The 26,567-nt window shown below is 61.7% G+C and carries 29 protein-coding genes; 2 read left to right on the top strand and 27 right to left on the bottom strand.

Annotated elements, in window-relative coordinates; genetic code table 11:
* Positions 1-4: 4 nt before the first annotated feature.
* The 16 genes from Q392_RS03945 to Q392_RS03870 all read right to left on the bottom strand — a co-directional run bounded on the left by Q392_RS03945 (position 5) and on the right by Q392_RS03870 (position 14,589).
* Positions 5-1,012, bottom strand: coding sequence for a dihydrodipicolinate synthase family protein (locus tag Q392_RS03945; RefSeq protein WP_038201553.1), 1,008 nt, complete (start codon positions 1,010-1,012; stop codon positions 5-7).
* A 23-nt stretch (positions 1,013-1,035) separates the two neighbouring features.
* Positions 1,036-2,487: an aldehyde dehydrogenase gene (locus Q392_RS03940; protein ID WP_038201550.1), complete on the bottom strand. Its 1,452-nt coding sequence runs from the start codon at positions 2,485-2,487 to the stop codon at positions 1,036-1,038.
* 132 nt (positions 2,488-2,619) lie between these two features.
* Complete coding sequence (locus tag Q392_RS31195; RefSeq protein WP_060987787.1) at positions 2,620-3,591, bottom strand: LysR family transcriptional regulator; 972 nt, start codon at positions 3,589-3,591, stop codon at positions 2,620-2,622.
* A gap of 105 nt (positions 3,592-3,696) precedes the next feature.
* The gene (gene maiA, locus Q392_RS03930) at positions 3,697-4,344 is read right to left on the bottom strand and encodes a maleylacetoacetate isomerase (RefSeq protein WP_038201834.1); all 648 of its coding nucleotides are present in this window, start codon (positions 4,342-4,344) and stop codon (positions 3,697-3,699) included.
* Between the two features lie 20 nt (positions 4,345-4,364).
* A complete protein-coding gene (locus tag Q392_RS03925; protein ID WP_038201547.1) occupies positions 4,365-5,066 on the bottom strand; it encodes a fumarylacetoacetate hydrolase family protein in 702 nt (233 codons plus the stop codon).
* A gap of 28 nt (positions 5,067-5,094) precedes the next feature.
* Entirely contained in the window at positions 5,095-6,165 is a 1,071-nt protein-coding gene (locus Q392_RS03920; RefSeq protein ID WP_038201544.1) for a cupin domain-containing protein, read from the bottom strand.
* 57 nt (positions 6,166-6,222) lie between these two features.
* Entirely contained in the window at positions 6,223-6,807 is a 585-nt protein-coding gene (locus Q392_RS03915) for a hemerythrin domain-containing protein (protein WP_038201541.1), read from the bottom strand.
* A 36-nt stretch (positions 6,808-6,843) separates the two neighbouring features.
* Positions 6,844-7,557, bottom strand: coding sequence for an ABC transporter ATP-binding protein (locus Q392_RS03910; protein ID WP_038201538.1), 714 nt, complete (start codon positions 7,555-7,557; stop codon positions 6,844-6,846).
* Positions 7,554-8,312 carry an ABC transporter ATP-binding protein gene (locus tag Q392_RS03905; protein WP_038201535.1) on the bottom strand — a complete coding sequence of 253 codons (759 nt, stop codon included), beginning with the start codon at positions 8,310-8,312 and terminating at the stop codon, positions 7,554-7,556. The genes Q392_RS03910 and Q392_RS03905 overlap by 4 nt, the downstream gene beginning before the upstream one ends.
* On the bottom strand, positions 8,309-9,289 hold the full coding sequence (locus Q392_RS03900; RefSeq protein ID WP_038201532.1) for a branched-chain amino acid ABC transporter permease: 981 nt from the start codon (positions 9,287-9,289) through the stop codon (positions 8,309-8,311). The genes Q392_RS03905 and Q392_RS03900 overlap by 4 nt, the downstream gene beginning before the upstream one ends.
* Positions 9,286-10,212, bottom strand: coding sequence for a branched-chain amino acid ABC transporter permease (locus tag Q392_RS03895; protein WP_038201529.1), 927 nt, complete (start codon positions 10,210-10,212; stop codon positions 9,286-9,288). The genes Q392_RS03900 and Q392_RS03895 overlap by 4 nt, the downstream gene beginning before the upstream one ends.
* A gap of 3 nt (positions 10,213-10,215) precedes the next feature.
* On the bottom strand, positions 10,216-11,388 hold the full coding sequence (locus Q392_RS03890) for an ABC transporter substrate-binding protein (protein ID WP_038201526.1): 1,173 nt from the start codon (positions 11,386-11,388) through the stop codon (positions 10,216-10,218).
* A gap of 95 nt (positions 11,389-11,483) precedes the next feature.
* The gene (locus tag Q392_RS03885; RefSeq protein WP_038201523.1) at positions 11,484-11,798 is read right to left on the bottom strand and encodes a non-heme iron oxygenase ferredoxin subunit; all 315 of its coding nucleotides are present in this window, start codon (positions 11,796-11,798) and stop codon (positions 11,484-11,486) included.
* 10 nt (positions 11,799-11,808) lie between these two features.
* Positions 11,809-12,294, bottom strand: coding sequence for an aromatic-ring-hydroxylating dioxygenase subunit beta (locus Q392_RS03880; RefSeq protein WP_038201520.1), 486 nt, complete (start codon positions 12,292-12,294; stop codon positions 11,809-11,811).
* Between the two features lie 2 nt (positions 12,295-12,296).
* On the bottom strand, positions 12,297-13,559 hold the full coding sequence (locus Q392_RS03875) for an aromatic ring-hydroxylating dioxygenase subunit alpha (RefSeq protein WP_038201517.1): 1,263 nt from the start codon (positions 13,557-13,559) through the stop codon (positions 12,297-12,299).
* A gap of 43 nt (positions 13,560-13,602) precedes the next feature.
* Positions 13,603-14,589 (bottom strand): 2Fe-2S iron-sulfur cluster-binding protein, encoded by a 987-nt coding sequence (locus Q392_RS03870; protein ID WP_038201514.1) that lies wholly within the window; start codon positions 14,587-14,589, stop codon positions 13,603-13,605.
* A 111-nt stretch (positions 14,590-14,700) separates the two neighbouring features.
* On the opposite strand from Q392_RS03870, the gene Q392_RS03865 reads away from it, so the two are divergent.
* Positions 14,701-15,606 carry a LysR family transcriptional regulator gene (locus Q392_RS03865; protein ID WP_038201831.1) on the top strand — a complete coding sequence of 302 codons (906 nt, stop codon included), beginning with the start codon at positions 14,701-14,703 and terminating at the stop codon, positions 15,604-15,606.
* 243 nt (positions 15,607-15,849) lie between these two features.
* On the opposite strand, the gene Q392_RS03860 is transcribed toward Q392_RS03865, so the two are convergent.
* From Q392_RS03860 to Q392_RS34130, 5 genes are all read right to left on the bottom strand, one after another.
* On the bottom strand, positions 15,850-16,836 hold the full coding sequence (locus Q392_RS03860; protein WP_038201829.1) for an NAD(P)H-quinone oxidoreductase: 987 nt from the start codon (positions 16,834-16,836) through the stop codon (positions 15,850-15,852).
* Between the two features lie 38 nt (positions 16,837-16,874).
* The gene (locus Q392_RS03855) at positions 16,875-17,855 is read right to left on the bottom strand and encodes a Bug family tripartite tricarboxylate transporter substrate binding protein (RefSeq protein ID WP_051952854.1); all 981 of its coding nucleotides are present in this window, start codon (positions 17,853-17,855) and stop codon (positions 16,875-16,877) included.
* Between the two features lie 141 nt (positions 17,856-17,996).
* Positions 17,997-18,806, bottom strand: coding sequence for an alpha/beta fold hydrolase (locus Q392_RS31700; protein WP_169748278.1), 810 nt, complete (start codon positions 18,804-18,806; stop codon positions 17,997-17,999).
* Between the two features lie 27 nt (positions 18,807-18,833).
* The gene (locus Q392_RS03845; RefSeq protein WP_038201508.1) at positions 18,834-19,856 is read right to left on the bottom strand and encodes an LLM class flavin-dependent oxidoreductase; all 1,023 of its coding nucleotides are present in this window, start codon (positions 19,854-19,856) and stop codon (positions 18,834-18,836) included.
* Between the two features lie 92 nt (positions 19,857-19,948).
* Positions 19,949-21,055 carry a flavin reductase gene (locus Q392_RS34130; protein WP_038201505.1) on the bottom strand — a complete coding sequence of 369 codons (1,107 nt, stop codon included), beginning with the start codon at positions 21,053-21,055 and terminating at the stop codon, positions 19,949-19,951.
* A gap of 125 nt (positions 21,056-21,180) precedes the next feature.
* Here Q392_RS34130 and Q392_RS03835 point away from each other — a divergent pair, with 125 nt between their 5' ends.
* Positions 21,181-21,540 carry a VOC family protein gene (locus Q392_RS03835; protein ID WP_038201502.1) on the top strand — a complete coding sequence of 120 codons (360 nt, stop codon included), beginning with the start codon at positions 21,181-21,183 and terminating at the stop codon, positions 21,538-21,540.
* A gap of 31 nt (positions 21,541-21,571) precedes the next feature.
* Here Q392_RS03835 and Q392_RS03830 read toward each other — a convergent pair whose 3' ends face one another.
* The 6 genes from Q392_RS03830 to dmpE form a co-directional block, all read right to left on the bottom strand.
* Positions 21,572-22,354 (bottom strand): IclR family transcriptional regulator, encoded by a 783-nt coding sequence (locus Q392_RS03830; RefSeq protein ID WP_038201500.1) that lies wholly within the window; start codon positions 22,352-22,354, stop codon positions 21,572-21,574.
* Positions 22,355-22,728: 374 nt separating this feature from the next.
* Complete coding sequence (locus Q392_RS03825; protein WP_038201497.1) at positions 22,729-22,920, bottom strand: 2-hydroxymuconate tautomerase; 192 nt, start codon at positions 22,918-22,920, stop codon at positions 22,729-22,731.
* 19 nt (positions 22,921-22,939) lie between these two features.
* Positions 22,940-23,728 carry a 2-oxo-3-hexenedioate decarboxylase gene (gene dmpH / locus Q392_RS03820; RefSeq protein WP_038201495.1) on the bottom strand — a complete coding sequence of 263 codons (789 nt, stop codon included), beginning with the start codon at positions 23,726-23,728 and terminating at the stop codon, positions 22,940-22,942.
* Positions 23,725-24,828, bottom strand: coding sequence for a 4-hydroxy-2-oxovalerate aldolase (dmpG, locus tag Q392_RS03815; protein WP_281173387.1), 1,104 nt, complete (start codon positions 24,826-24,828; stop codon positions 23,725-23,727). The genes dmpH and dmpG overlap by 4 nt, the downstream gene beginning before the upstream one ends.
* 12 nt (positions 24,829-24,840) lie before the next feature.
* Positions 24,841-25,764 (bottom strand): acetaldehyde dehydrogenase (acetylating), encoded by a 924-nt coding sequence (locus Q392_RS03810; RefSeq protein WP_038201493.1) that lies wholly within the window; start codon positions 25,762-25,764, stop codon positions 24,841-24,843.
* Between the two features lie 14 nt (positions 25,765-25,778).
* On the bottom strand, positions 25,779-26,561 hold the full coding sequence (gene dmpE / locus Q392_RS03805) for a 2-oxopent-4-enoate hydratase (protein ID WP_038201491.1): 783 nt from the start codon (positions 26,559-26,561) through the stop codon (positions 25,779-25,781).
* Positions 26,562-26,567: the final 6 nt, after the last annotated feature.

The following is a 26,567-nucleotide window of genomic DNA, read 5'->3' as shown; positions in this document are numbered from 1 at the left end:
GCGACTACCGTCTTTCTTCACCCTGGTCCGAGTAGCGCGCATGCAATGCGGACCAGGCCTCGCCCGACTTGCGTGCCCCCGCCAGGTATTCCTCGGGAACAACATGGTAGGGCGGGCGGCAGGGGCCGGCCTTGAGCCAGCCTGCCGCATCCATGCGCGCCTTCTCCAGGCCAATGTTGTATTTTGAGAACTCCGCGAAGTCGCCGCGCGGGAATAGTGTGGAGTCAGCCTGTCGCATCGCATTCGAGATGGCCTTGGCGTGAGTCCAGTCACCGCTTCGCTTGGCCTCGTTCACACTGTCGCGCAAGCGTATCGCCGTGGCCGGACCACACATGGCGCCGCTGGACCAGAAAGCGGTCATGCGCTCCGGATCGATCCGTGCCGCTGCGTAATAGTCGTCCTCGTGTGGCAGGAAGCGGATACCGGGAGCCAGTCTCAGGTCAAGATCCAGCATGCCAATACCCAGGTACTTCGCAGTCACCACTTGGGGAATCGCCGAGACCTGGGCCCAGAACGACCGCGGAAAGTCAAACTTGAAAGCCTCAGGGTTGGCGTAGACCGCGATCGCCGCCTCGGGCACCGCCTCCGCAATGTCGCGGTAGAACTGCACGGCAGTGGGCACTTCCATCTTGCACCACATCGGCACGCCGAGCATGGTGCCGCTCGCGCCGATGTCCATGGCCTCCCGTGTCTGGCGGATCACCTCGCGGGTGTGCAACGCCGTGGTACCGCAGAAGAAGGGCACGCGGCCGCCCACCGTCTCGACCACCGTAGCGATGAAGTCGCGCTTCTCCTCCCACGTGAGCGTGGCGCACTCGCCAAAAGTTCCATTGCTGAGAATGCCGTCGACCCCTGCGGCGATCAGCGCCTCTACGATGCGGGCCGTCTCGTCGAGATCGACCGTGTGCTGGACGCGCCAGTCGGATGCATCCGGGGTCGACGGCGTGGGCATGATGACCCACGCGCCATGAATGTCATCAGACGTCAGCCGTGTCTTTGTCTGCTTTGCCATGAAGTTTCCTGATCAGTTGGAATTTAAAAGGGGTACTGCTGCTTGGACGGCTCAATCGTGAGCCACTTCAACTCGGTGAACTCATCGATCACAGCACGGCCGTCGAATCGGCCATAGCCGCTGTCCTTCGTGCCGCCGTAGGGAGCCTGCGCCTCGTTCTGAACGGTGGCGCCGTTGATGTGACAGCAGCCAGTCTCGATGCGCATGGCCACTGCCAATGCACGAGTCACGTCCCGACCAAATACGCCTGACGACAGCCCGTAGGCCGTATCGTTGGCGATGCGCACGGCATCCTCGGTATCGCGCGCCCGGACCACGGTGGTGATCGGGCCGAAGGTCTCCTCGTCGTAGATCTGCATGTCGCGAGCGACATGGTCGACAATCGTGGCGGGCATCACTGCGCCGTTCGCTCGTCCGCCGGCGGCTATCTTGGCGCCCTTGGCCAAGGCGTCATCGATCATGCGGTTGAGCCGATCTCCAGATTCGCTCACGATCATTGGGCCAATGACGCAGGCCGCGCCAGCAGCCGGGTCACCAGTCGGCAGCTCGCGAGCCCGAGCGGCGAACTTGGCCACGAACTCGTCCGCAATCCTTTCGTCTACCACGATGCGCTCGGTGGACATGCAGATCTGCCCCTGGTAGAGAAAGGCGCCAAACACCGCAGCCTTCACGGCCTCGTCGATGTCTGCATCGTCCAGAACAACCAGGGGCGACTTCCCGCCCAGCTCAAGCAGGCAGCGCTTGAGCTGGCGCCCCGCTTTCTCCGCGATGATGCGGCCCACGCGGGTGGACCCCGTGAAGTTGATGCGGCGAACGGCCTTGTGGGAAATCAGCGCATCAATCACGTCGGGGGCATCGATCGGAGCGTTCGTGAGGACATTGAGCACACCGGGGGGGAGTCCTGCTTCCACGAGCGCCTCCGCAATCATCAGGTGCGTTTTCGGGCTGGTCTCCGAAGCGCGGAAAACCACCGAGTTGCCGCAAATGATGGGATAGGCGATGGCGCGTGCTGCAAGAACCACGGGACCGTTCCAGGGCACGATGCTCAGGATCACACCCACCGGTTGGCGCACTGTCATGGAAAGTGCGCCGGGCTTGTCGGTCGGAATGGTCTCTCCCTGGATCTGAGTGGCCAGCGCGGCGGCCTCACGGAAAAGATTGGCTGCCAGCACCACGTTGAACCCGGACCATAGTTCTGAAGCGCCAATCTCCTTGGCCATGACCTCGATGAACTGAGGCGTCTTGGCTTCGAGGATGTCTGCCGCTTTCAGAAAGATGCGTCGACGCTCAGTCGGTCCGCTTTGCGACCAGGACTGAAATGCACGATGGGCGGACTCCGCTGCCGCTACCGCATCCTCGACGCTCGCAGCCGCTGCCCGGGTAACGGTATCACCTGTGGTCGGGTGGATTCGGGTGTATGTGGCGCCGCCGGAAGCGGGCACGTCCCGGTTGTCGATGATGAGCTGAGTCTCCATGAATGTTCTCCTGAGTCGGGTCGATGTGCGAAAAAGCACTCGACAACTCTAGGAGCACATATGCCTCCGGTAAAACAGAGATTCCGGATGCCACGTATCGGTCAGGCCGATGGCTGGATTGCCCGGGCATCATCAGATGTTGCGCGAGAACCCGGTTGTGGCTCCTGCACATGAGGCCTGCCGCACCATCTGTCGCAACCATGTCAGATCAGGGAATTCATCTCGGCTCCGAGCCCAGATCATCACGAGATTCATTGTTGGCAATTCAAAGGGGGGCTTGAAGATATCAATCTCAAAGATCTGCACATAATGGAGCGCAAGTGAACGCGGCACCAATCCGATAATATCGGTGCCTACGACCAATTGGGGAAGAAGCGTGAAATAGGGCACCTGAAACTGGGTACGTTGTCGCAACCCAAGACGGGTCAGCGCCTCTTGCTCAATGGTGTCATGCCCGTCCGTTCGGCAATACATCGCATGCGGCCGATCAAGGTATTCGTTCTGTTTCAACGCCGTGCCGCAACAGGCATGGCCCTTCCATTGGATCGCCACCAAGTCATCCTCCATGAAAATCTCATGCTGGAAATCGGGGTCGTCACGGCTGATGCCGCAGGCTTGCCAATTCGATGGAAGATTGGGGCAGATGATCAGGTCGAGCGAGCCCTGCTGCAGTTCCTTGGCGGATGTGCCCGGCGTGGGCGTGAGTGTGAGCGTGACATTGGGCGCCTGGGCCTGCAAAGTAGCCCCAAGCCTTGACGTGACGAGCGCTGAGACATAGTCGGCTGTGGCAATGCGAAAGCGCGTTTCAGCCGTCAGGGGATCGAATTGCTCAATCTGGAATAGGCGGCCGGCGAGCTCCATGATGCGCTCAACCTCTGGTACAAGCCGCCTCGCTCTTTCAGTAAGGACCATCTCGCGTCCCCGCTGAACCAACAGTTCATCGCCGAATATGTCTCGCAACTGACGCAGCGAGCCACTGACCGTCGATTGCGTGAGATTCAGCCGGCTAGCTGCCCTTGTGACATTGGCGGACCGCAGCAATTCGGTCAAGATGGGAAGCAGGTTCATGTTGACACTGCGTAGCATGCTGACGGGATTCTTCATGACCTGCCGTTTCGTACTATGTACCTGACCGAAGACGCCAACTACAATTGACTAGTGAAATGCCCCTCGATTTAGATTTTGAATGTGATGAGATTCGACATCAAGTCAGACGGCATCAGGCTGCGCCGAAGGAGATGCACGGCGAAACGCGTCCAACTCATTGCAGGCCTTCTCTACTGCGAATATCCGGGGCCAGCGAGAAATGTCCACCATGAAGCGGCGAGCACTCTCAATCTGAGGAACCAGATAGACGTCGGCCAGGGACGGGGCATCACCAAAGCTGAAGCCCCCTCTCTTTGTATCCGAAGCGAGCAACGCTTCATAGGCGTCAAATCCAGCGGTGATCCAGGTGCCGCACCATGCATTGATGGCAGCTTCGTCGGCACCGAAGTTCTTGCGCAGGTACTCCAGGATGCGGCGGTTGTTTACCGGGTGGATGTCGCAACCGACAATGGCTGCGAGCGCGCGCACCTGGGCGCGGTGCTGCGGATCGGACGGCAGCAACGCGGGCGTGGGGTACTTCTCCTCCAGCCATTCGATGATGGCCGGCGACTGGATCAGCACGTGGGCGCCCAACTCGTCGGCCTGCAGCGCAGGCACCAGTTGCTGCGGGTTCACGGCCTTGAACGCCTCGGTCAGATGCGCCTCCTTGCCGAGATGCACCGCAATGTACTCATAGCTCAACCCCTTGAGATTGAGCGCGATGCGAGTGCGGTGCGAGGTGCCGCTACGCCAGAAGTTGTGCAGCTTCATAGCCATGTCGTGCCCCCCGCTCAGGCGGCCTGGCCGATGGTCAGGGCCACCTCGGCCACCCCTTCGACGCGGCCGGTGATCTGGTCGCCGGTCACCACCGGGCCCACACCCTCGGGCGTGCCGGTGTAGATCAGGTCGCCGGGCTGCAGGTGGTAGAACAGAGACAGGTCGGCGATGATTTCCCGGATGTTCCAGATCAGCTTGTCCACGTTGGACGACTGCTTGGGTTCCCCGTTGACTTCGAGCGCGATCACGCCCTTGTCGATCACCACGCCGTCCATGGGCACAATCTCGCTGCAGACCGAGCCGTCCTCGATGTCCTTGCCCAGGTCCCAGGGGCGCCCCTTGTCGCGGGCCACCAACTGCAGGTCGCGGCGCGTCATGTCCAGCCCGGCGGCATAGCCGTAGACGATCTCGTGGGCGTTCTCTGCGCTCACGCGAAAGCCAGGCTTGCCCACAGCCAGCACCAGTTCCATCTCGAAGTGATAGTTCTTGGTTTCCGGCGGATAGGGTACGGTGGCGCCGCTTTGGACCAGGGTCTGTGGCGATTTGGTGAAGTAGAACGGCCGCTCGGCCGACTTGTCCACCGGCCTGCCCATCTCCACCGCGTGCGCGTGGTAGTTGCGGCCGACGCAGAAGATGCGGTTGATGGCGAAGCGCTCGGTCTTGCCGCGGATCGGCAGGGATTGAACGGCGGGAGGGGCAAAGAGGTACTGGGTCATGGAGGGCTCGCGAGGGCGGTGTCTGAGTTCAGGATTGGGAGGGCATGGAGGGCTGGTCGCCGCTGCGCACCTCGTACACGCCAAGCTTGCGGTGCAAAGGCGATTCGTCGGCCACGAAAACGAAGGCCGGCACCGTGTCCGATAGGTTGCTCAGCGTGGTGGCGGCGTAGCCGGGGATGCAGCAGGTGTCGGCAGGCGCGAGATCGAAGCCCTGGGACTCGGTGGTCACGCGGGCGCCGCCTTCGATGACGTGGTAGACCACGGCCGGCGAGCGCGCGGGCAGCGCCAGCGTCTGGCCCGGACGCAGCATCAGGGCGTGGAAACCCAGGATGTTCTCGGCGTCCTCACCTGTCTCGGGATTCACATAGGTCACCTGCACGTGCGCCAAGTCGGGCTGGTTCGCGGCCAGCGACTGCAAGGCAGCCCTGGCGTCGGCCCAGGGGTAGCGCAACAGGGGATAGCGACGGCCGCTGCGGCCGAACACCGGGGTGGGCACCACACCAGCGCGGGCGTAGTTCCGCTGGCCCTCGCCGGGTTTCGTGTCCTGGCGCGCGCCGTTGAGGTGGTAGCTGACCTCCAGGTAGTAGGCCAGCGGCAGATCGAGCACGTCGAGCCAGATCACAGGGTCGGCGCCGTCGTGGCCGTGCTCGTGCCACAGCCCGGTGGGCGTGAGGATCAGGTCGCCCCGCTCCATGGGGCACTTCTCGCCTTCCACCGTGGTCCAGGCGCCCTCGCCCTCCACCACCATGCGCACCGCGTTGGGCGTGTGGCGGTGGCTGGGCGCCCATTCGCCGGGCAGCAGCAGCTGCATGCCCAGGTACATGGCGCTGGAGGCCTGCATCTTCTCCAGCGTGTGGCCGGGGTTGGCCAGCACCAGCACGCGGCGCTCGGCCTTCTCGATGGGCGTCAGCTCGCCGGCCTTGAGCAGCAGCGGCTTGATGTCGGCATAGGTCCAGTGCGTAGGTCTCGTCTGCCGCGTCGGCTGCCGCGGCGGCAGCACACCGCGCAGGCTGGGCCACAGTGGCACCAGGTTGCGCTCGCGCAGCGCCGCCACATAGTCGGCGGGCAGGTCTTCAAGACGTCCAAGTTCGTTTGTCATGCGGTTCTCCTATGGACATGGGCGAAGTCTGACGATCCGGCACCCATGAAGCAGGCCTCAGGCAAGCCCCAGGGGGGCCGGGGTACGTTCAACGATTTCGCGAAAGCGCTGGTGAAAGGCATCGGCTTCGCCAAACCCGCTCAGCGGGTCTGCGTTCTGTGCAAAGGCATGTGCAATTTCGTCCCAGTCGGCATCGGTGAGGTGGCTCTCGGCAAGCGGAATCAGCTCGTGCTCCTCCGCCTTCACATGCCTCCACGTGAATTCGGCATAGGCCGACATGGTCCGCACCAATGCGTCCATGCTTCCCGGTACGTTGGCCTGAACATTTCCCAGCCAACGCCTGATCTCGCCGAGTGCTTGCGGTTCGTGCGCGTGTTGCCGCTGGAGTTCGCCGATCAATGCATCCGCCTCATGCGTTCTCTTGCGCAAGAGCCGAAAGAGCCATTCGTCTTCCTTCGGGTGGTGCAACCGATTCGGGAAGGCATCGATGTAGTAGACCATCGACCACAACAGCGGAAAGTCGGCCCTTATACGCTGGGCATGCACCTCGGCCAATAAATCCTTGAGGTTGTGTATGACCGCCGCCAACGTCCGGTGTTCGGCACGAATGGTATTGAGTGCCTGGGTGCGTGAATCGTTCATGGTTTCAACTCCTTTGGGAGGCGCGCGACGCAGTCGTCACACCCCAAGGTACTCGTGGACGATGCGTGAGTTGGCACGCAGCCCCGCCGAATCGCCCGACCAGACCACGACGCCCTTTTCCATGACGTAGTGCTTGTCGGCCAGTTCCAGCAGGGGTCCCAGGTTCTTGTCAATGACGATGAGCGACAACCCTTCCGCCTTCAGTTCACCCAGCGAGCGCCAGATCTCGGCACGAATGATGGGTGCCAGCCCTTCAGTGGCCTCATCGAGGACGACCAGTCGCGGGTTGGTCATCAGCGCGCGTCCGATGGCCAGCATCTGCTGCTCGCCCCCCGAGAGTTGGGACCCGAGATTCGAGCGGCGTTCCTTCAGCCGGGGAAAGAAGCCATACACCCTGTCCAGCGTCCAGGGCTTGAGTTTCCCGCCGGAGCGCATGCGCGCTGTGGCAATCAGGTTCTCTTCCACCGTCAGGTTGGGGAACACCTGGCGGCCTTCGGGGACGAGACCGAGGCCCAGCTTGGCAAGCTGATGGGAGGCCAGCCGTTCCACGCGGCGACCATCCATTGAGATCTCCCCCGATGAAGGAGGGAGCAGCCCGAACAGGCATTTGATGGTGGTGGAGCGTCCCATGCCATTGCGGCCGAGCAAGGTCACCACCTGCCCTTCCTCGACGGAGAAATCCACACCGAACAGGACTTGGGCGGCACCGTAGCCAGCCTTCAGCCCATGGACTTTGAGCAGTGTATTCATGATTCGCTGATCTCCTCATCTCCGAGGTAGATGGCGCGAACCTCTTCATTGCCTCGAATTTCCTCGGGCGTTCCCGTCACCAGGATGCGCCCATAGACCAGGACACTGATGCGGTCAGCGAGCGCGAACACCGCGTTCATGTCATGCTCCACCAGCAGAATGGTGTATTGCTTCTTGAGCGTCTTGAGCAGTTCAACAACGGCGGCCGACTCCTGGACGCTCATCCCGGCCATAGGCTCATCAAGTAGGAGAAACTTGGGTTCGGCAGCAAGTGCCATGGCCAACTCAAGTTGCCGGCGCTCGCCGTAGCCAAGTTCCGAGGCCAATGCTTGCGTGCGGGGATCAAGTCCAGCAGCCTGTATCCCGCGCTTTGCAGCAGCTAGTGAAACCTCGTCATCCAGCAGACCCTTCCAGAAGTCAAATGCATTTCGACGCGCGCCTCGGGCTGCCAGGGTTGCATTTTCGAGCACGGTGAATTCATCGAACACCGATGTGATCTGGTACGAGCGGACCAGCCCGCGGCGTGCACGGGCATGGATGCCAAGCGGCGTCACGTCCTGGCCAGCAAACTCAATCCGGCCCGAACCGGGTGCAAGTTCCCCGGAGAGTTGGTTGATGAGGGTGGTTTTCCCTGCCCCGTTTGGCCCGATGATGGCGTGCAGTTCGCCCTCCTTGACGTCGATCGAAACTTCGTCGGTGACCAACAGCGCGCCATAGCGCTTGGTGATGGCATGTGTTTTCAGCAGTGAAGTCATCGCGGCGCCCCCCCTGCCGGCGCTTTCCTCAAGGCGCGATCGGCCACGGCCTTTACCCAACCGGCGATGCCACTTTTTCCGAACATTGCCATGACCAGAATCACGATGCCGAAGACAGCCATCCAGTGCTCGGTGTAGGCCTTGATGACCTCTTCAAGACCCAGAAAAGCCAGGGCGCCGATCACCGGCCCGATGACAGTGCCCATTCCCCCCATGACGACCATCACGATGAGTTCACCGGAGATCATCCAAGACATGCTGCTGGGAGAGGCATAGGCATTGAGGTTGGCCAACAGCATCCCTGCGAAGCCACAGGGAATCGCGGACAGGACGTAGGCCGTGAGTTGATAGCGCTGTAAAGGCAAGCCCACGGAGTTGATGCGCCGCGAGTTCTGCCGCCCTCCTCGCAAGACCATGCCAAAGGGCGACTTGCGCAAACGCATGACCCAGTAGGTCAACGCCAGCAGAAGTCCCCAGGCACAGTAGAAGACCGCCTCGGGCGAGTTCAAGGCCACGCCGAAGAAGTTGCTCGCCCGCGCCACGCCCAATCCGTCGTCCCCGCCGTACTGCTTGAGACTGACGATGACGAAATAACCCATCTGAGCAAAGGCCAGGGTGATCATGATGAAGGCAATCCCGGATGTGCGAAGGCTGATGAGCCCGGTGACAGAGGCAATCACGATGCAGACCGCCACGCACACGGCCAGGTGGACCCAGCCGGAGTCGATACCGTAGTGCACGGGCAAGGCGACGCTGTACATCCCGATCCCGATGAACAAGGCGTGCCCCAGGCTGACCATGCCACCGAAGCCCAGTGCGATGTTGAGCGCGCATGCCGCAATGGCATAGATCAGAACGCGGGCACTGAAAGCCACGAGAAAGCTGTCGTCGATGGCTCTCGACAACGCTGGAACGAAGACCAGAGCCGCCAAGAGCAATGCGGGCAGATAGTTCAGATAGCGAAGTGCTGTCTTCATGCATGTCCTTTGTGGGCAGGAAAGAGCCCCTGAGGCTTCCACGCCAGAACGATGGCCATGAGCAGGTAAATCGACATCGATGCCAAGGCCGGCCCCGCCGCGTTCGCAACCTCTCGATCCGCGAACTCACGGATCAGCATGGGCAAGAATGTGCGTCCCAGTGTGTCGACCAAGCCAACAATGATTCCCGCGTACAGCGCTCCATGCACAGATCCAATGCCGCCAATGACAATGACGACCAGCGTGGTGATCAGGACAGGCTCGCCCATGCCACTCTGAACGGACAAAATCGGTCCGGCCATGGCTCCGGCGAGAGCGGCCAGCGCAGCCCCCAAAGCGAAGAGCATGGCGTTAAGCATGCGGATGTTCACCCCCAGCGCGCCCACCATCTGCGGATTCACCGACCCAGCCCGAATGAGCATGCCGACTCGCGTTTTGTGAATCAGCCACTGGCTCCCTGCCGCGACCAGCAGGCCTACAGCGATGATGAGAAAGCGATAAGTGGGATAAGTGAACCCGAACAGGTCAACCGTTCCGGAGAGCGATTCGGGCAGGGAGACGAACATGGGCTGCGGTCCCCAGATCATCCGGACGACTTCGTTGAAGAAGAGCACCAGGCCGAAGGTCGCCAGAACATGATCGAGGTGGTCTCGCCGGTAGAGGCGGGATACCGCGACCCATTCCAGCAGCATGCCAACGATCAAACCAGTCGCCACAGCAGCCAGAACACCGAGAAAGAACGATCCGGTGTGCACGCCCACCACGGCTGCGGCATAGGCTCCAAGCATGTAGAGGGAGCCGTGAGCGAGGTTGACGAAGCTCATGATGCCAAAGACCAGCGTCAACCCGGCGGCCAACAGGAACAGCATGACGCCGTACTGCAGGCCGTTGAGCAATTGTGCTAACAGCAGAGAAGCCGACATGGCTTACCTCGCCTTGCACTGGGACACGTAGGCGTCCTCGTGGTTCTGCAGCGGGGTTCCAAGCTGCTTGATCACCACCTGGGAGCCCTCTTTGGCCACTTGGAAGGCGTAGTAGTTCTGCACAGGCATGTTGTTGGCGTTGAACTTGAACGGGCCCCGAATGGCCTTGAGTTCGCTGCCCGCGGCCTTGACGGCGGCAGCGAAGGCGGCCTTGTCGGAGGTATTGCCCTTCACCTTGCCGACAGCGATGTCCAGCAAGCGCGCGGTGTCATAGCCAACCGCGGCGTAGTGGCTGGGCGTGCGCCCGTACTTCTTCGTGAAGGCAGCAACGAACTCCGCATTGCCTGGTGTTGCAAGGGCAACATCCCACATGGCTCCGCTGATGACCCCTACCGACGCATCGCGCAGCGCAGGCATGGTGGTGCCATCGACCGTGAAGGCAGACAACATGGGAATCCGTTTGGAAAGACCTGCCTGGCTGAACTGCTTGACGAAGTTCACGCCCATGCCGCCGGGGTAGAAAACGAAGACGGCATCCGGGCCAGCAGACTGAAGTTGCGCGATTTCTGCGGAGTAGTCCGGCTGGTTGACTTGGGTGTACACCTCGTCGAGGACTTCGCCCTTGTAGTAGCGCTTGAAACCCGCGATGTAGTCCTTGCCTGCCTGGTAGTTGGGCGCCATCAGGTACACCCGCTTGTAGCCGCTGTCCTGCGCAAACTTGCCCATGGCTTCAGCGGTTCCATCGTTTTGCCAGGCAGTGGAAAACACATTGGGCAGGCATCCCTTGCCAGCCAACGGGGATGGACCTGCGTTGGTCGCGATGGCCACGGTTCCGGACTCGACGATTCGGGGCAGACTGGCCATGAGGACGTTGGAGAAACCCAGGCCGACAATGGCGTCCACCTTGTCCCTATCAATGAACTTGCGGGTGATCTGGTTGCCCAATTCCGGCTTGAGCTGGTCATCCTCGCGCAACACATTCACGTTCTGGCCACCGAGCTTCTTGCCGAGGGATTCAATGCCCAACATAAAGCCGTCGTACTGGTCCTGCCCCACGGCCGCGACCGGTCCCGACAGCGGACCAGAGAATCCAACGGTCACGTCTGCGTAGGCAGACTGGAGGGCCACGACGCATACACCTGCACAAACTGCCTTGAAGGAATAAGTCGATTTCATAGTTGTCTCCTGACAAAGTGGGTGAGGCCATACCGCTGTAGTACAGCAACGGGGGAAAACGCAAACGGAGCCAGGCAATCCCGGCTTGGATCCGGTCAGTCCAGGCGCAGCATCACACGCATGTTCTCGATCCTGACCGGGTACGTCTTGATGTCCTCGGTCAGCGGAGCGCACATCGCCTTGCCGGTGCAGACATCGAATCGGCCCTGGTGCAGGGGGCACTCGATCTCGCGGCCTTCAAGGAATCCATCACTCATGCGCGCTGCACCATGCGTGCAGATGTTGTCTGTGGCATAGACCTCGCCCTCCACCTCGTAGAGCGCGATGTCCTTTCCCGCCACGTTGACACCAATCACATCACCCTCGGGAACAGCGCCACGGGCAGCTGCGTCGATCCATTTCTCGGTCATGCGGCCAACCTCAGATCGGATAGATGAGGGAGTTGGCAATCATCTCGCTGTCGTACACGCACAAGCGAGACTGCAACTTCAGGCCCTCGGGCGTCCGCACGATGGCATCGCGATAGAACCCGGTGTTGAACACGGTGGATTCACCGTCCAGCTTGGTCCGGATCACGGTGTAGTTCGCTTCAGCCAGAATGCGTTCGCCGTAGATGTCACGCTCCACGGAGGTGATTCGAGGCGTGCCGACGATATGCCGCTGGTAGTACGGGTCGTGATACATGGTCTCTTTGACGCCGTAGACCCGGTCACGAATCATTGCCTTGCTCTCAAGTGCCAGCAGGCAAAGGGGAAGACCTTGTTCGTGGTTTTCGCGCGGCTGCAGCCGATAGGTGCCTGCGTCGACGAAGAACTCGGGCCACTTCTCCCACTCTGCCGAATCGCAGACCATGGCGTAGTCGCTGTACAGGTTGAGAAGCTCGAAGTAGGTTTTGAAGTCGATCATGGCTATTCCCCCATCACTTGACGCCAGTAGTTGTACATACCGCGAATCAAGGTCTCCGTGACCATGTGATCGGTGTCACCGATTTCGTGACCGCCCATCTCGATGACCGTGCGGTGACCAGGGTTCTGCTCAAAGCCCTCCTGCGACCACTCGATGACTTCGCCATCGTCGGCAGAGACAAAACCAGCAGGTCCGAATAGATTGGCTTGGATCAGACGACGCTCATGCATCTCAGGCGTATCGTCCTCAAACCCGAAGTGAGTCCAGACGAAGTCGAATGAGCCGTGACCAGACGGCTGGATATGGCGGGTCGACACGCTGTTGACCTGCTGCTGGATGATCACACTCGGGAAGATCGTGGTCATCACAGCGGTGGGCCCGCCCCACCAGGGTTCGGGCACGATGTCCAGCAGGCGCGGGTCGTTGACCTTCATCGACTCCTTGAAGCTGTCGACGCCCGTGACCACCTCCTCGTTCTTGCCGCCCTGGCCACGCGTGGAAATCATGGCTGCATGGCGAAACTTCTCGTCCATCTTCAGCTCGGATTTGTTGTCGGCGCGCCAGAGCCCGAAGGTGGAGAACCAGGTGTGCAGGAGACCAGGGTGATATGGATCCTTGATGTTCTCCTGCATCAGCTTCCAGTTGCCTGGAATGCGCTGGCGGCGGTAGCCCAGAACCTTGAGCTTGCGGCCGTTGAACACCCGGTCGAAGTACTGGAGGATGGTCGGGCCGAGAAACTCTTCGAATGGTTCGACGTCATGGTCGAACGAAGCAAAGACGACACCACCGCGCGTGGCCACCTTCAACTTGGTCAGACCGTGCTCTTCCAGCTTGAAGTCCTTGGGCATACCGCCGTTGATCTTTCCATCCTGCTTCACGCCACGGCGGAAGGGAACCCCCTGCAGATCGCCCTTGAGGCTGTAGTTCCATTGGTGATAGGGACAGAAGAAGTCCTTTGCATGGCCATTGCGTTCGCGGCAGAAACGCATGCCGCGGTGGGCGCAGACGTTTTCGACGACGTTCACTCCACCGTCGGTATCCCGCACCATGATGACTGAGCGCTCGCCGATCACGGTGCGCCTGAAGTCGCCCGGATTGGGAATCTCAGCCTCAAGACCGACGTAGCACCAGTGGCCGGAATAGAACAATCGGTCAAGCTCGCGCTTGTAGAGATCCTCGCGGGTGTACGCCCAGAAAGGAACACGACTGGTCCCATCGCCTGGCCAAGTAGGGTTTGGGGGAAACACTGTCTTGCCTTCACTCATCGTGGGTCTCCTTTAATGAAGTGTGTGGGGAATGGCGGTGCGGTCAGACACCACTGGGATAAAACGCGTCTGCATGGACATGCTCAGGAGCAATGCCCTGCTTTGCGACGAGCAGGCTGAGTGCCTCGACCATCGCCGGCGCACCGCACAGATAGGCTCGCCATCCTTCCAACGACTGAAGGTCGTTTTGGATGGCATCGGTGACCAGTCCACTGCGCAGGCCGTTGCCCGCCGGACCGGTAGCCACGACGATGTGCACCTGGAGGTTGGAGTTCTGGTCTGCAAGCACCCTGAGGCGGTCTGCGTCGTAGAGGTCTTCCTGGCTGCGGACCCCAAAGTAGAGGTGAATCGGGTTCTTCATACCCTCCGCGAGCGCGCCGCGAACGATCGATAGAACAGGAGCCAGTCCGGTCCCTCCGCCCACGCAGAGCATCGGGCCGGCGTGCTTTCGCCTCAGATACGCAGTTCCCAAAGGACCGCTGATTCGGAGGTTGGCTCCTGTCTTCAGTTCCCTGAAGATGTAGTCCGTCACCCGTCCGCCATGCACCTGACGGACTTGGAACTCCATTTCTTCGTCGCCCGGGAGGCCTGCCATCGAGTACGGCCGAATGTGGTCCGGCGTGAACTGCACGGTCGCGTACTGGCCGGGACTGAACTCAAGAGGCTTGGAAAGCCTGACCTTGATTCGACGAATGTCGTGGGTGGCTTTCTCAATCGATGTGACGGTCCCTTTGATGATCTTCGCGGGGTGGGTCACCACCTCGTCAACATCCGGAACTTCAATCGTGCAGTCGCCGGTCAAAGTCGCCTGGCATGCCAGCACGTCTCCGGCCTTGGCCGAGTGAGGCCTGCCAGTCTCTGGTCCGCCATCGAGGACGCTGCCCTCGGTCACTTTGCAGCGGCATGTTCCACATCGGCCAGACATGCAACTGTACGAGATGGGGACGTCGTTCGAGCGCAGCACATCCAGCAGGTTCTTACCGATCTCTGTCTGCAGATGTAGCTTGAGTGGCTCTATAACCAATTCCATGTGGGGCGCTCACTTTGTCTCCGAGTGGCGCGATTCTGGGGACGAACGCTGTATTAGTCGATGCAGTAAGTCTGATAGTTACAATCACCACTATGAATAATGGGGTGTGACATGAAGCTTCGCGACCTGGACCTGAATCTGCTGGTGGTGTTCAACCAGATGCTGTTGGACCGCAGTGCATCGGTGGCCGCTGAAAAGCTGGACATGTCGCAGCCAGCCGTCAGCAACGCTCTACGACGCATGCGTGAGCTTCTCAACGATGAGCTGTTTATCCGGACATCCAAAGGCATGGAGCCAACGCCTTATGCGCTTCATCTGGCCGAACCCGTTGTCTACGCGCTTAATGCGTTACAGACCGCGTTTTCCAGCAGCGAACGCTTCGACCCGAAGACCAGTGCACGGACCTTCAATCTTGCGATGACCGACGTTGGCGAGATGTACTTCATGCCTCCGTTGATGGATGAGCTCTCCCGGATTGCCCCAAAAATACAGATTCATACGCATCGCACCAACTCTGGAAACATCAAAGAGGACATGGAGTCAGGGTCGATTGACCTTGCGCTGGGATCGATGCCCCATCTGCAGACCGGATTTTTTCAGAAGCGCTTGTTTCGGCAGCGTTATGTGTGCATGTTCAGGCGAGGGCATCCTATCGCCAAGTCCCCGATGACACTTGCGCAGTTCAGCAAGCTTGAGCATGTGGGCGTTACTGCTCGGAATACCGGACACGGTGAGATCGACAGTTTGCTTGCCCGTGCAGGCGTGACGCGCCGCATCCGCCTGGTGGTGCCCCACTTCATTGCTGTTGGCCACATCCTGCAGAGCACAGACTTGATTGCCACTTTGCCGGAGCGATATGCCGACCGTAGCAAGGAGCCCTTTGACCTGATCGTATCCCCGCATCCCGTCAAACTGCCGGAGATTTCCATCAACATGTTCTGGCACGCCAAGTACAACCGGGACCCTGACAACATGTGGCTGAGGCAGTTGGTCAGCGAATTGTTTTCTGACAACTGAAGCGACGAAGACAAGTTTCGCGCCATAGCGGCGGGAAGTTAGCTGATCTCGGCATCGGCGCACGCGCAGTCCGGCAAAGCGAGCACTGCTGCGCAGATAGGTGGGGGATCGGCGTCAGCGGCGTGAAGTCGCACGAGGATTCGCCAGTGGCACAACCAGGGGGCTGTCCAACTGGCTAAGCCGGTGCCGCGACAGCTTGGTTCGCGCGAGGCCCATCACTCGCCGGACAGCGTTCACACCGTTTCAGTGGATTGGCATGCGAATCAGGATCTTCCCGATCTGTCGCCCCGACTCCATCAGTCGGTGCGCGTCCGCCACCTCGGAGAGTTCGAAGACACCATCGGTGACAGGGCAAATGGCACCTGCTTCAATTTTTGGCCAGATGTATTCGGCCAGTTCAAGCGCAATCGACTGCTTGAATGCGGAAGAACTCGCGCGAAGGGTCGAACCAGTTAGCGTAACGCGCTTCTGCATGACGGCCATGACATCGAACTGCACATGGCGTCCACCTAGAAACGAGATGAACACCACCCGACCATCTGTTGCCACCGCGGAGATATCGCGCGCCACGTAGTCACCGGCGACCATGTCCAGGATGACATCGACACCTCTGCCATGTGTCGCCGCATCCACGGCCTGCACGAAGTCTTCTCGGTGGTAGTCGATCGCTAGCGTTGCGCCCAGTTCGATGCAGGCGGCACAGCGCTCGGGTCCCCCGGCCGTGACCATGACGCGGTGGCCCAGTGCAGCAGCCATCTGGATCGCCATGGTGCCAATGCCGCTTGCGCCGCCGTGCACCAGCAACGACTCGCCGTCCTTCAGTCGACCCTGTCTCCAGACCGTGCTCCAAACAGTGAAGCACGCTTCCGGGAGTCCGGCGGCATCCAGCAGCGACACGCCCGTGGGCACCGGCAGGCATTGACTCGCTGCCACTGTGCAGTAGGTCGCATAGCCTCCGCCAGTGAGTAGTGCGCAGACCTTGTCACCAACTCTGAAGGCCGTCACCCCTTCACCAAGTTGCGCGATGGTTCCCGACACTTCAAGTCCTGGCACATCGCTGGCACCAGGAGGTGGCGGATAGTGCCCCGTCCGCTGCGCCACGTCGCCGCGGTTGACGCCTGCCGCAGCGACTCGGATCAGCACCTCCCCTGCCCCGGGCACCGGGCATGGTCTTTCCACGACGCGCAGCACTTCAGGAGGGCCTGAATGCGCGATCTCGACGCACTGCATCGTCGTGACCACTTCCGCAGTCAAGTGACCATCCATGCTCAGTCCAACCTGACGTTCGTGGCGGATGCCACCGCCGCCCATTCGGCGCGATCCCTACGGATACGGTCCGCAAACTCTTGGGACGTGCCGACCAGCGGAGTAAGGCCTTGGGTCTCGAGGTATTGCTTCTGAAAGGCTGGATCCAGCAAGATCCGGTTGACCGCCTTGTTCATTTGCTCGACGGCGGCCGCAGGGATACCGCTGGGAGCAAACATGCCAATCCAAAGCCTTGGGCTCATCCCCAAACCCTGTTCCTTCACGCTGTGGACGTTCGGGAAGTACGGCGACCGGCTCTCTCCGATAACGGCAATGGCCTTGAGTTTCCCCTTCTGAATCCACTGGTTGACGAGCCCATAGGACAGCATTGTGGACTGGATGTCTCCCGACATCAGTCCGGACACCACTGCAGCGCCTCCTTGGGCGTAGGGGACGTGATTGATCCGCGTGTTCAGCGCGCGGTTGGCCTGTCCAAGATACAAGTGAGCAGAGCTCCCGATGCCGAATGTTCCCCAGTTGAGCTTTCCGGGATTGGCCGCATCGAACTGAGCAAGCTCCTTGAGATTCGATACCGGAACGTCTGCGGTAACCACGATCGCGGATTCGATGCCGACCAGGCTCGCAACAGCGACGAAGTCGCGATCAGAATCATACGGAAGCTTGCTATAGACGGACGGATTGATCGTGACCGTATCGTTCAGGAATATGCAGAACGTCTGTCCGTCAGGGGCGGCCGCCTTGCAGGCGCTGGCGCCAATGATCGTGTTCGCCCCCGGCTTGTTTTCGACGATGACCGACTGCCCAAGAGCGCGGCTGAGGCCCTCGCCGACTGCACGCGCCGCAGCGTCTGTCGGTCCTCCAGCTGCAAATGGGACGATGAGCCTGATCGGCTTGCTCAGTGAGTTGGCGACCTGGGCCGTCGCAGGCTGGACGCACATTGCAATGCCAAGCATGGCAATTTGAAGGGTCTGAAATATTCTCATGATGTCTCCTTGGTTAGTCTGGAACCGTTGCGCGGTTGCGAATGATTGAGGCATGCGTTGAAGGCATTTCCAGCCATGGCATCTTCATCGAGTCATGAGTGCTCCTGTGAAAGTGATCGAGACGTGTGGACGGTCTTACCGTCAGGAGGATTCGGTCGGGCAACTGTTCCAGAGGCGACACAGTTCCGTGGCCGTAAGGCCTGGCGACTCCAGCGGCGCAAGGTGCCCGCACCGGGCGACGGCAACGTGACGCACGCCGCGCAGCCGACGCTCGATCTCGGGAGCGAGATCGCTGCCTCCAATGCTGTCATCGTCGCCGGTCAGCACCAGCATCGGTCCCTCCCATCCGCTTTGCAGGATCTTCAGCAGGTCGGTGGCAAACAGCACCCGAGTGGCATCGCGCATACCCTGCTCTGTGATTCCTGCAGCTAGTTCCCTGGCCGCTTCCAGCAGTTCCGGTGAGGCGTGCGGACTGACAAGACTCGGAGCGGAACGCCGCGCCACCCCCGCAGGGCCCAGCTCACCCAGCATGCTCAGCCTGGAGGCAAGCAACGCGTTGCGCTGTTCCGGCGGAAGGCTGGCATACCCCGGGGTGGGGTTCAACAATGCCAGTGACCTCACGCGTTGAGGGAAGTCGCTCGCGAGGCTCGCGGCGAGCAAGGTCCCCCACGAGTGGCCGACGACATGGACTCGCTCCTCTCCGAGGCCGTCCAGCACGGTGGCCAGCGAATCTACATACTGATGCAGTTCAGCAGCGCTGTTCAAGGGCGAACTTGCGCCATACCCTGGTGCGTTCCAAGCCACGCGGCGGCCTGGCAGCCCTTTGATCAACTCGTCCCAGCCGGACGCCGTCGCTCCGATTCCATGAAGGAACAGGGACGTCTCCCCCGTCCCGCCTCGGCACAGAACCTCGATGGTTCCATGTGCGCCCTGAATGATCTGCCGACGCATGATTGACATCCCCTGCCCGGTTCAACCTCAGGCAGCAAGCGCCACCGGCTCGAACGCCGGCATGATGTCGCGCGCCATCAGTTCCACGGTGCGCATGGATTGCTCGCGCTTCAGGTTGCCGAATGCCAGGCGGCAAAGGAGATAGTTCACGCCGGCTTCGCCGGCCTGCTCTTGCAGCATCGCACGGACCGTGCTCGTCGAGCCGACGCAGCACAGTCCCATCGTGACTGCGTCCTCGAATTTTTCGGGAAAGCTCAGGGGAACCTGCAGTTTGTTCAACTTCCACAGATACGTCAGGTTGCCGTGCCACTGTTCGTAGGCAGGAGCCGCGATCGCGATCGCTTCGGCATCTGTATCCGCGACCACGACATGCCGGCTCATGCCCATCAAGGGCAGGCTCGAGGACGGATTGCCTGCCGTGGCCCATTCACTGCGGAAGCGGCTGGTGATCTCGGCCACGGTGCCGATGGCCCCGTTGCACATGATGTTGAAATTGTTCTGTGCAGCCCAGACCGTCGTCTCCGGTCGAGCCACGCCGTACCACATCGGAGGCAGAGGCTTCTGTACCGGCGCAAGTTCCATTGGAACGTCGCGGAAGGTGAAGTGCTTGCCTTCGTAGTTGACGCGCGGGGACGTGAGGCCTTGAAGGATGATTTCGCTCGCCTCGATATAGACCTCCTGCGCCTTGTCCCCGTGGACACCGTAGAAGCCCATCTCGATGGGAGAAATGCCGCGTCCGATGCCGACGTCCAGGCGACCTCGCGTGAGCATGTCCAGCATGCAGATTTCCTCGATCAGGCGCAGGGGGTGATACAGGCTGAGCGTGAAGACCATCGCCCCGAGACGGATCTTCTTCGTGCGCTGCGATGCGGCGGCCAGGAAGACACTGGGCGAAGGGCTTTGCCCGAGCGGCGTCGAGTGGTGCTCCGCCAGGTGATAGCCGCGGAACCCGGCTCGGTCGTAGGCCTCGATGAGGGAAAGCCGGTCTTCGTATTGCGCCATCAGGTCGTTGCCGGCGCGGTCCATGTGATCAAAAACTCCAAACTGCATTGCTTTTCTCCTGTCGAAAATGAGTGGGGAAGGAGTGGCCCGTCCTGCCTTGCCGGCGCGACGGACCGCCCGCGAATGGGCTCAGGTACCCGCTACAGGCCCCGGCGGGCCATGGCAGCGGAGATGCGACCCGCCTGCTCCCGGAGCCGCTGAACGAGCGTTCCGTCAGATCTGCAGTCGATGTCGTCCGAGTACCCCATCGCAGTCAGCGCCATCACCATGCGGCCCTGGCCATCGAAAATCGGCGCACTCAAAGCGTCAATGCCTCGGAGTTGCGCCGCCGAAGAGCGCAGATCGGTCGCCGTCGCGACGCCGGTCCTGCGCACCTGTTCCAGGACCGCCTCGACCTCTTCCTTTGTTCGGGGCGTGTGGTATTGCTGTCCTCGATGCGCCGTTGCGAGTTCCTGGTCGATGTAGGGGGCGACGACCGGACGCGGCAAATGAGCCGCGAACGCGACGCCGCCCGCAGAACTGAGCACCGGCAGCACCAGCCCCGTGCGCAATGGAACGTCCAAGGGATTCTTTGGTGCCGTCCAACGCACGATGGTGGGACCGTGGTTACCCCAGACGACAAGGCACGCCGTGAGTTCATGCTCCGCGCTGAACTCCTCCAGCAGCGGCTGCGCCAATCCGACCGCTTCGATGGAGGGGGCGAATGGAAGTCCCAGATCTCCAGTGAGGGAGCCCAGGTCGTGGGGCTGCACCACCATGTATTTCCCCTGCCCGAAGGCGAGCGGTGCGGATCCACTGACAACCAGCCGCTCGACCCTGCCGATAAAGATGATGTGGTCTCCACCCGGATACATCGCCTCCTTGCGGCATTCCAGGTAGGCGGCACAACCATCGATCAATGGCACGCCTCCCAGCCCGCTTGTGATGGGCAGCCCCTCGAAGCGCGTTCCGGCAGGGCTGCCAAACCTGTGCGATATCTCAACCTGGTTGGACGCGAGGATGTTGATCGCAAAGCGATCCGCATCGCGAAACGCCGGATGGCTGGCCGCCTGTACACGCTGGCTCCACAGAATCAGCGGAGGGTCCAAGGACACCGAGCTGAAGGAGTTCGCCGTCAGGCCGACCAAACTGCCGTCTACAGCACATGTGGTGACCACGGTCACGCCAGTCACGAACTGGCCAAGGCATCTTCTGAGCTCGCGCGCATCCACGGGATCGGCGAGCTTCAGGTTCTCTGCGGTGTTCATTGTTGTCTCCATCCTTCGCGTTGTCACGGGGTGCACGCGATGGGAGAACTATAGGTGCGAGACACTCTATAATTTCAACATGAACTAGTATTTTGATAATATTGAATTAACGAAAGGAGACTTGCATGAGCACGATACGTTTTCGCACCGCATTTCACATAGGGGAGGACTTGGATTCGCTGATCAGCTTCTACACGGAAGCCATGGGACTCAAGCTGAAATTTCGCGACGGCAGTCGCTGGGCTGAATTTCAGTTGGGGGACGGCCGGTTTGCGCTTGGTTCACCGGAAGAGGCCCCTGCGGGTATGCGCTCCGGGGCAGTGAGCGTCTTCCAAGTGACGGAACTCGACGTCCTGCTAGAAAAGGTTGCTCACGCTGGAGGCACGGTTCTCGATGTGCGCGACATGGGCACGCATGGACGCGTCGCGACGCTCCTGGACCCCGCCGGGACGGTCTTCCAAGCGTTGGAGCTCGCGGCGAAGTGAGGAACAGGCAGACAAAGGCAGGCGCTGCGCGTCACCTGCAGTCCCACCGGCCAGGTGGAGCTCCCAGCTGCCGGGAGACCTTTCTCGCGGTCGCAACCAGTTCGGCGATCTGCTTGCTCTTCGCGGAAGCGTCAATGGCACCCGTTGGGCCTGTGATGGTGAGTGCGTAGATGACTTGGTCCTCCGACGACCATACGGGCGCCGACACCGATTTGTAGCCAGGCAGTTCACTTAACTCCGTCACCGCGTACCCGGCTGCGCGCACGGATGATGCGATGCGCGAGTGCAACTCTCGCGCCTTCCGCGCGGACAAACCCTCCACGGCGGCTTCCTCGATGAATGCGGGCAAGGTCGCTGCGGCCTCAAGGTAGCCCACGAATACATTTCCGCCACCCGTGTGGAGGATCGAAACCGGGCCGTTGCGCAGGTCGAACGGGCCGCGGCGCTTGCCCTCCTTGAAGTACACAATGGACGTCCCCCCATGGGTCCACGTAAGGATTGCGACGCCGAGTTCGGTGCGCTCGGAGAGAACCACCGCCTCCGCCCGGACGACCTCAAACGAGTTGGTATGTCGAAGGGCTGAAAGCCCAAGCGACGCCGTACTGGGGCCAAGCTGATACTGTCCCCGGCCGACTGCTTCCACCATGCCGATTCTCATGAAGCTGGCCAGGTAGTTGTGAACTGCGCTTGAGGTCATCTCCGTACGTTCGGCAATGGCCTTTAGCGACGCCGGCTGCCCGGCCTGCAGGGCCACCAGTATTCGGTAGCCGATCTCGATAGATTGAATCCCGCGGCTTTTGTTGCTGACACTCATAGTCTGAGCAGTGTACGGCTCGTTCGCTGGTGGGGAGGACGGTTGCTGGTTTGATCAGACCGTTGACGTCCCGCCCCGGTCGACCAAGCAGGTCACCAACGGAGTTGGATGTCCCGTGCCGTTGGGGGGCACTGACGCACCAAAGATGGGATCAGCACAATGCCCCCCGACTGCGTGTGGCGCCAGCAGGTTGTTGCTGGAAAGTCCGCGTTTGCGTGAGACCAAGCCAGAAGGGCGCTCATCTACGGAGCGGTCTCCAAGTCGCTCGATCCGGCGTGGACTCATGCCAAGCCAAGCAGGAGCGCCGCGCGAGCACGGAATCAAACGCAATCGTGGGCGCGCTGAAACGCCTCGGCGTTACACGCGACGGCGATCTATCGACCTAGGCTTTTCGCCGAGACATCCGCAATCCCCCAGTTCTCCTTCGGTACGTCGTGCAGCCACACCCGCACGTTCTCCTTCGGCGCGTTAACGGCCTCGACGATCGCCTGGGTGACCTTCTCGATCAGCGCGCGCTTCTGCTCCTCGGTGCGGCCCTCGATCAGGTAGATCTGTGCAAACGGCATGGTGATGTGCTCCTATCGATCAGATGAAACGCAGTCCGACGCTGCCCATACCCTGTACCTTCAGCGTAACCGCGTCCCCTGCCTTCACGGCCACCGCCTCGGTGATGCCGCCCGACAGAATCAGCGTGCCGGCCGGAATCTCCTCGCCGCGCACGCCCAGGTGGTTGGCCAGCATCGCGATGGCTGCAGCCGGATGGCCCAGCACAGCCGCGCCTGCGCCAAAAGCCACCGGCTCGCCGTTCTTCTCGAGCACGATGCCTGTCGTGCGCAAGTCGACCTCGCTGACCGGCACAGCGCGGCCGCCAACCACGAAGCGCGAGGCCGAGGTGTTGTCGGCCACCACGCTCTTGAGGTCGAACTTGAAATCGCGATAGCGGCTATCGATCACCTCGATGCCTGGCAGCACGAAGTCGGTGGCCGCCAGGACTGCGCCGATGTGGCAGCCCGGCCCCTTGAGCGCACGTTTCGTGACGAATGCGATCTCGGGCTCCACCTTCGGATGGATCAGTTCGCTCACCTTGCACTCGCCTCCCTCGGGCACCGCGTAATTGTCGGCCATGAAGCCGAACACGGGCGTGGTCACACCCATCTGCTTCATCTTGGCATGCGAGGTCAAGCCCGCCTTCAGGCCGATGATGCGCTGCCCGCGCGCGAGTTTGCGGCGACGGATCTCGTTCTGGATGGCATAGGCGTCGTCCCAGTCCATCTGCGGATATTCGTCGGTGATCTTGGGCGTGTCGCGTGCCTCCAACTCGCAGGTTTCAAGAAGCTCGGCGAGTGCGGCGATGATCTTTGCGTCGAGCTTCATGCCGTCACCTCCTGCGCCGCATTCATAGCCGTCGAGGCCTGCGCGGGCTGCGCATTCTGCTCGGCCTCTTTCTCGCGCGCCAGTGTGATCGCCGTGTCCTCGATCATGTCCTCCTGCCCGCCGACCATGCCGCGCCGCCCCAGTTCGACCAGGATCTCGCGCGCCGGCACGCCGTACTTCTTCTCGGCCCGCTTGGCGAACAGCAGGAAGCTCGAATACACACCCGCGTAGCCGAGGGTGAGCGAGTCGCGGTCGATGCGGATCATGTGATCCATGATCGGCACGACGCGATCCTCGGCCACGTCCTGGATGCCGAACACGTCCACGCCGGTTTCGATGCCCATGCGGTCGCATACCGCGACGAGCACCTCCATCGGCGTGTTGCCGGCGCCAGCGCCCAACCCTGCGGCAGCCGCGTCGATGCGGTTTGCACCCGCCTCCACCGCCGCGATTGAGTTCGCGACACCCATCGCAAGGTTGTGGTGGCCGTGGAAGCCCAACTCGATCTCGGGCCTCAGCGCCGCACGCACGGCGCGCAGCCGCGCCTTCACGTCGTCTGGCAACATGTAGCCCGCCGAGTCGGTCACGTAGATGCAGTTGGCGCCGTATCCTTCCATCAGCAGGGCTTGGCTTACCAGCATCTCAGGCGAGGCCATGTGGGCCATCATCAGGAAGCCCACCGTGTCCATGCCAAGCCTGCGCGCCATCGCGATGTGCTGCTCCGATACGTCGGCCTCGGTGCAATGCGTAGCCACGCGCACCGTGTGCACGCCCAGGCCGTGGGCCATGCGCAGGTGATCGACGGTGCCGATGCCGGGGATCAGCAGCGCCGAGACCTTGGCCTTCTTCATCAGCGGGATCACCGCACCCAGGTACTCCTCGTCGGAATGAGCCGGAAAGCCGTAGTTCACCGAACTGCCGCCCAGGCCATCCCCGTGCGTGACCTCGATCAGCGGCACGCCCGCCTCGTCGAGCCCGGTGGCGATGTGCTTCATTTGCTCCAGCGTCATCCGATGGCGCTTGGGGTGCATGCCGTCGCGCAGCGTCATATCGTGCACTGTGACGCGGCGGCCTTGTAGGTTCGTGGTGGTTGTGGTCACGGGATGGTGCTCCTAGGCCTCGGCGTGTTCGGGTTGCGGGGCGCCGGCCAGCATCGACTCGGCGAACATCTCCGCCGTGCGCGCCGCGGCGGCAGTCATGATGTCGAGGTTGCCGGCGTACTTGGGCAGGTAGTCGCCCAGGCCTTCGACCTCGAGGTAGATCGACACACGCCGACCATCGAACACCGGCCCGTTCACCAGCCTGTAGCCCGGCACGTACCTGCGGACCTCGGCCACCATCTCGATCACCGAGGCCGTGATGCGCGCCTCGTCGGGCACTTCCTCGGTCAGGCAGTGCACCGTATCGCGCATGATCAACGGCGGCTCGGCCGGGTTGATGATGATGATGGCCTTGCCCCTCCTGGCGCCGCCTACCTTCTCCACCGCACCGGCCGTGGTGCGGGTGAACTCGTCGATGTTCCTGCGCGTTCCCGGGCCGACGGAGCGGCTCGACACCGTTGCGACGATCTCGCCGTAGGTCACGGGCTGCACGCGCGACACCGCCGCCACCATCGGGATGGTGGCCTGCCCGCCGCAGGTGACCATGTTGACGTTCGCGGGCCGCTCGCCCGGCTGCGCCAGCAGCGTCTTCAGGTTGACCGGCGGCACGCAGAACGGGCCGATGGCTGCCGGCGTGAGGTCGATCATCAGCACGCCGAGCGCGTTGAGCTTGGTGCTGTTCTCGGCATGCACGTAGGCGCTGGTCGCATCGAAGGCGATCTGCACGCCGTCGGCCTCCACATGCGGCAGCAGGCCGTCCACGCCCTCGGCCGTGGTCTTCAAGCCCATCTCGCGGGCGCGCTTCAGGCCGTCAGACGCCGGGTCGATGCCCACCATCCAAACCGGCTCGAGCAACGGGCTGCGCTGCAGCTTCGCCAGCAAGTCGGTACCGATATTGCCCGGCCCGATCAGTGCACATCGGATCTTCTTCGTCATGGGGTCGTTCTCCTTCAATGGAAGCGCACCGAGCAGCCGCCGAGGCCACCAATGGACACGCGGAAGCTGTCGCCGGCCTTGGCCGGGAACATGGCGGCGAGCGCGCCCGACAGGATCACCTCGCCCGCCTTCAGCCCGATGCCAAGCGCGCCGAGCGTATTCGCCAGCCAGGCAACCGCGTTGACCGGTGAGCCGAGCGCTGCCGCACCGGCGCCGGTGGCGATGACTTCCCCGTTCTTCTCGAGCACCATGCCGCAGGTGGAAAGATCGATGCGGCGCGGGTCGACCGCGCTGTCGCCCAGCACGAAGACACCACACGAGGCATTGTCGGCGACGGTGTCGGCGATCTTGATCTTCCAGTCGCGAATGCGCGAGTCGACGATCTCGAAGCAGGGCATCACGCACTCGGTGGCCGCCAACACATCGGCATTGCCGATACCCGGCCCCATCAGATCGCGCTTGAGGATGAAGGCGATCTCGCCCTCGGCCTTGGGCTGGATCAGCGTGCCGCTGTCGATGGACTCGCCCTCGCCGGCGATCATGCGGTCGAGCAGGTAGCCGAAGTCAGGTTGGAAGACGCCGAGCATGTTCATCACCGCGCGCGACGTCACACCGATCTTCTTGCCGACGATGCGCTCCCCGGCATCAAGGCGGCGGGCGATCATGCGCTGCTGCACGCCGTAGGCATCGGCGATGGTGATGCCCTCGTGGCGGCTGGTGAGCGGGTCGACGGCGCTGCGCGCGCGCAGCGCGTCGTAGAGCTCGTCGCCGAGCTTCTGGATAAGCGTAGGGTCCATAGTTAG

It is taken from the genome of Xenophilus azovorans DSM 13620, from assembly GCF_000745855.1.
In the GTDB taxonomy this organism is placed as follows: domain Bacteria; phylum Pseudomonadota; class Gammaproteobacteria; order Burkholderiales; family Burkholderiaceae_C; genus Xenophilus; species Xenophilus azovorans.
The sequence above is the reverse complement of the archived record's forward strand: the minus strand, read 5'-3'. Positions and strand labels throughout refer to the sequence as shown.

Coding starts and splice junctions, on each gene's coding strand:
- Q392_RS03895 (WP_038201529.1), bottom strand. CDS start 10,212: ATGTCGGCTTCTCTGCTGTTAGCACAATTGCTCAACGGCCTGCAGTAC.
- Q392_RS03875 (WP_038201517.1), bottom strand. CDS start 13,559: ATGAGTGAAGGCAAGACAGTGTTTCCCCCAAACCCTACTTGGCCAGGC.
- Q392_RS03860 (WP_038201829.1), bottom strand. CDS start 16,836: ATGCAGTGCGTCGAGATCGCGCATTCAGGCCCTCCTGAAGTGCTGCGC.
- Q392_RS03855 (WP_051952854.1), bottom strand. CDS start 17,855: ATGAGAATATTTCAGACCCTTCAAATTGCCATGCTTGGCATTGCAATG.
- Q392_RS03905 (WP_038201535.1), bottom strand. CDS start 8,312: ATGACTTCACTGCTGAAAACACATGCCATCACCAAGCGCTATGGCGCG.
- Q392_RS03885 (WP_038201523.1), bottom strand. CDS start 11,798: ATGACCGAGAAATGGATCGACGCAGCTGCCCGTGGCGCTGTTCCCGAG.
- Q392_RS03910 (WP_038201538.1), bottom strand. CDS start 7,557: ATGAATACACTGCTCAAAGTCCATGGGCTGAAGGCTGGCTACGGTGCC.
- Q392_RS03810 (WP_038201493.1), bottom strand. CDS start 25,764: ATGACGAAGAAGATCCGATGTGCACTGATCGGGCCGGGCAATATCGGT.
- dmpH (WP_038201495.1), bottom strand. CDS start 23,728: ATGAAGCTCGACGCAAAGATCATCGCCGCACTCGCCGAGCTTCTTGAA.
- Q392_RS03915 (WP_038201541.1), bottom strand. CDS start 6,807: ATGAACGATTCACGCACCCAGGCACTCAATACCATTCGTGCCGAACAC.
- Q392_RS31195 (WP_060987787.1), bottom strand. CDS start 3,591: ATGAAGAATCCCGTCAGCATGCTACGCAGTGTCAACATGAACCTGCTT.
- Q392_RS31700 (WP_169748278.1), bottom strand. CDS start 18,806: ATGCGTCGGCAGATCATTCAGGGCGCACATGGAACCATCGAGGTTCTG.
- dmpE (WP_038201491.1), bottom strand. CDS start 26,561: ATGGACCCTACGCTTATCCAGAAGCTCGGCGACGAGCTCTACGACGCG.
- maiA (WP_038201834.1), bottom strand. CDS start 4,344: ATGAAGCTGCACAACTTCTGGCGTAGCGGCACCTCGCACCGCACTCGC.
- Q392_RS03940 (WP_038201550.1), bottom strand. CDS start 2,487: ATGGAGACTCAGCTCATCATCGACAACCGGGACGTGCCCGCTTCCGGC.
- Q392_RS03825 (WP_038201497.1), bottom strand. CDS start 22,920: ATGCCGTTTGCACAGATCTACCTGATCGAGGGCCGCACCGAGGAGCAG.
- Q392_RS03865 (WP_038201831.1), top strand. CDS start 14,701: ATGAAGCTTCGCGACCTGGACCTGAATCTGCTGGTGGTGTTCAACCAG.
- Q392_RS03870 (WP_038201514.1), bottom strand. CDS start 14,589: ATGGAATTGGTTATAGAGCCACTCAAGCTACATCTGCAGACAGAGATC.
- Q392_RS03900 (WP_038201532.1), bottom strand. CDS start 9,289: ATGAAGACAGCACTTCGCTATCTGAACTATCTGCCCGCATTGCTCTTG.
- Q392_RS03880 (WP_038201520.1), bottom strand. CDS start 12,294: ATGATCGACTTCAAAACCTACTTCGAGCTTCTCAACCTGTACAGCGAC.
- Q392_RS03945 (WP_038201553.1), bottom strand. CDS start 1,012: ATGGCAAAGCAGACAAAGACACGGCTGACGTCTGATGACATTCATGGC.
- Q392_RS03835 (WP_038201502.1), top strand. CDS start 21,181: ATGAGCACGATACGTTTTCGCACCGCATTTCACATAGGGGAGGACTTG.
- Q392_RS03830 (WP_038201500.1), bottom strand. CDS start 22,354: ATGAGTGTCAGCAACAAAAGCCGCGGGATTCAATCTATCGAGATCGGC.
- Q392_RS03890 (WP_038201526.1), bottom strand. CDS start 11,388: ATGAAATCGACTTATTCCTTCAAGGCAGTTTGTGCAGGTGTATGCGTC.
- Q392_RS03920 (WP_038201544.1), bottom strand. CDS start 6,165: ATGACAAACGAACTTGGACGTCTTGAAGACCTGCCCGCCGACTATGTG.
- Q392_RS03925 (WP_038201547.1), bottom strand. CDS start 5,066: ATGACCCAGTACCTCTTTGCCCCTCCCGCCGTTCAATCCCTGCCGATC.
- Q392_RS03845 (WP_038201508.1), bottom strand. CDS start 19,856: ATGCAGTTTGGAGTTTTTGATCACATGGACCGCGCCGGCAACGACCTG.
- Q392_RS34130 (WP_038201505.1), bottom strand. CDS start 21,055: ATGAACACCGCAGAGAACCTGAAGCTCGCCGATCCCGTGGATGCGCGC.